The sequence below is a fragment of the Quadrisphaera sp. DVD1 genome (assembly GCF_058932755.1).
This window is the reverse complement of the sequence record NZ_JBZYWI010000223.1, coordinates 1-3108: the sequence shown is the minus strand read 5'-3', so window position 1 is coordinate 3108 and position 3108 is coordinate 1. Positions and strand designations below refer to the sequence as shown.

Genomic DNA, 3108 nt, shown 5'->3' with positions numbered 1-3108 from the left:
CGCGTCGACGGCGGTGCACAGGGCGTGCAGGGCCACGAGGTGGCCCTCCTGCACCGCCGAGCCGGAGGCGCCGTCCACCGCGAGCACCTCGTCGGCGAGGTCGGCCAGCGGGCAGGGCCCGGGGCCGGTCATCGCCCAGACGGTCATGCCGACCTCGCGCGCCCGCTGGGCCGCGTGGAGGAGGTTCTCGCTGCGGCCGCTCGTCGACATGAGCACGAGGACGTCGCCCGGCCGGCCGTGGGCGGCGACCTGGCGCGCGAAGACCTCCTGCTGGCCGTAGTCGTTGCCGATCGCGGTGGCGCTGGAGGTCTCCGCGTGCAGCGCGATCGCCGACAGCGGCCGCCGCTCGTCGACGAAGCGCCCCACGAGCTCGGCGGTCAGGTGCTGGGCCTCGGCGGCGCTGCCGCCGTTCCCGGCGGCCAGGAGCCGGCCGCCCCCGACGAGGACGGCGGCCAGGTGCGCGCCCCAGCGGTCGAGCACGGCGGCGTCGCGCAGCAGCCCGGCCATCGTGCCGGCCAGCTCCGGGGCGTGCTCGGCCAGCCAGGTGCTGGCCGCCTGCCGCGGGTCGTTCGCGGTGGTGCTCATCGCGCCTCCTGGGGCTCGTCGAGGGAGAGGGGGGCGGGCCGGGCCGCGGAGCCCGCGGCGGCGTCGGACCCGAGGAGCTCGGCGTAGGCGGTCTCGGTCTGCAGGGCGATGCGGTCCCACCCGTAGCGGGCGACCGCGCGCTCGCGGGCCGCCGCGCCCCAGCGCTCGCGCAGGGCCGGGTCGTCGAGCAGCGGCTGCACGGCGGCGGCGAGCGCGGCCGGGTCGTGCGGGGGGACGAGGGAGCCGGTGACGCCGTCGTCGACGGTGTCGAGCAGGCCGCCGACGGCCGAGCCGACCAGCGGGCGCCCGCACGCCATCGCCTCCAGCGGCACGATGCCGAACGGCTCGTACCAGGGGGTGGCGACCACCACGTCGGCCGAGCGCAGCACGCTGGGCAGGTCGGCGTGCTCGACCTGGCCGACTAGGCGGACGCGGTCGGCCACCCCCAGGTCGGCGGCCAGCTCGCGCAGGCGCACCGCCTCGGGGTCGCGGTGCAGGGCGGAGGCGGGCGGGCCGCCGACGACGAGCAGCTCGGTGTCCTCCAGGACCGGGAGCGCGCGCACGGCGGTGTCCACGCCCTTGCGCTCCACGAGCCGCCCGACGCTGACCAGCCGGTGCGCGGTGCCGCGCGCGGCGGTCGGCCCGTCGGGGGTGAAGTGGGCGGTGTCGACCCCGCACGGCACCACGGCGAGGCGCGTCGTGGGCCCGCCGCGGCGCAGCTCGGCGACCTCGTCCGTGCAGGTGGCGACGACGAGGTCGACGTCCCGGGCCAGCGCCGCCTCGAGCTCGACCCGCTCCGCCGGGGAGGTGTCGTAGTCGCCCTGGTGGCGGCGCTTGACCGCGCCCAGCGCGTGGAAGGTCTGCACGACCGGGATCCCGGTGCGCCGACCGGCGTCCAGCGCGGCGACGCCCGACATCCAGAAGTGGGCGTGGACGAGGTCCGGGCGGTGCGCCGGGTCGGCCCAGGCCTGAGCCAGGGTCGCGGCGAAGGCCGGCATCCAGGGCAGCAGGTCGTCCTTGGGGAGCTTGCGGGCCGGCCCGGCCTGCACGTGGACGACGTCGACGCCGGGGGCCAGCGGCACCCGCACGGGCAGGCGGCGGTCGTCGCGGCGGGTGTAGACCTCCACGGTGTGGCCGCGGGCCGCGAGGGCGGCGGCCAGCGCCGCGACGTGGACGTTCTGCCCCCCGGCGTCGACCCCGCCGAGCACCGCCAGGGGGCTGGCGTGCTCGGACACCATCGCGATCCTCATCGGACCACCTCCTCGTCCGTCCCTCCGGCGACGCTGCCGGCGGCGTCGTGCAGCACCTCGTCCCAGTCGCGCAGGAAGCGGTCCAGGCCGAACCGTGCCAGAGCGTGCTCCCGTGCGGCCAGTCCGCGCTCGTGCGCCTCACCCGGATCGGCCATCCAGCGCTGCGCCACGGCGGCCAGGGACCGCACGTCGTTGCTCAGCAGTCCGGCGGCCGGCGGCACCGACTCCGGGGCCGCGGTGGTGGCCAGGGCCAGCACCGGCATCCCGATCGTCATGGCCTCCACGAGCGCGAGGCCGAGGCTGGTCCAGCGGTAGGGGTGGAAGTACCCGCGGTGCGACCCGACGGTGGCGTGCAGCTCGGCCTGGGGGAGGTCCTCGTGGACCGAGCCCGCCAGGTGCGGCGCGCGCTCGACGAGCGCCGCCATGCCCATGCCGTAGACGTCGACGCCGACCCGCTCGCTCATCGCCAGCACCAGGTCGGTGCCGGCGACGCGCCAGCGGCGCACCGGCTCGTTGACCACCACGGCCAGGGACGAGCGCTCCCCGGTGTAGCGGTGGCCGGGGTCGAGCACCCCGTGCTCGACCACGGTGACCGGCGCGCGCCCGTTGTCCCACATCACGGCGTTGAAGGCCGTGACGTGGACGACCGGCACGTCTGCGCGCTCGGCGAGCGGGTGCACGGTGCGAGCGGCGTGCTCGGGCGGGGCGTTGTGCTCGACGTAGACGGCCGGCACGTCGACGCCAGCGCGCAGGCCCGTCCACTCCTGCAGCAGCGCGGCCTCGTGCGGGCGCTGCAGCACGACGACGTCCGGGCGCTCCGCGGCCAGCTGCTCGACCGGCACCTCGCGGGCGCCGGCGGGCCAGTCCCAGGTGCGGGCGCGGCCGCGGCCGTCCGGCCCGCGGTCGGGCAGCAGCGGCAGCAGGTACTCGTGGCGGCCCTGCACGAAGGACGTCGTCCAGGAGCCGTGCACGTGCCAGACCAGGACCTTCACCGGGCCCCCACCTCTTCCTCGACGGTCAGCGCGGCCACGGCCGCGACCACCTCGCCCGGGTCGACGGCGAGGCACGGGTGGCCGGGCACGGGGCACTCGCGGGCCCGGCTGAGCCGGCACGGCGCGTCCTGGTCGCCCAGGACGGCGGTCGGCACCCCCCACGGCGCCCAGCGCTCGGCGGGCACCACGGGGGAGAACAGGGAGACCACCGGGGTGCCCACGGCCGCGGCCAGGTGGGCGGGGCCGGTGTTGCCGACGACCACGGCCGCGGCGCCGGCGAG

At 77.8% G+C, this 3108-nt stretch carries 4 protein-coding genes; all 4 read right to left on the bottom strand.

The genetic code is table 11. The features are described from left to right. Positions 1-585, bottom strand: a 585-nt coding sequence (locus AC5FZL_RS16170) for a D-sedoheptulose-7-phosphate isomerase (protein ID WP_493619903.1), incomplete at its 3' end; no start/stop codon positions are given. After that, a complete protein-coding gene (locus AC5FZL_RS16165) occupies positions 582-1835 on the bottom strand; it encodes a glycosyltransferase (protein WP_493619902.1) in 1254 nt (417 codons plus the stop codon). The genes AC5FZL_RS16165 and AC5FZL_RS16170, both read right to left, overlap by 4 nt. Then, entirely contained in the window at positions 1832-2827 is a 996-nt protein-coding gene (locus AC5FZL_RS16160) for a glycosyltransferase (protein ID WP_493619901.1), read from the bottom strand. The genes AC5FZL_RS16165 and AC5FZL_RS16160 overlap by 4 nt, the downstream gene beginning before the upstream one ends. Further along, positions 2824-3108: glycosyltransferase family 9 protein (locus AC5FZL_RS16155; RefSeq protein WP_493619900.1), on the bottom strand; the 285-nt coding region annotated here is incomplete at its 5' end. The genes AC5FZL_RS16155 and AC5FZL_RS16160, both read right to left, overlap by 4 nt.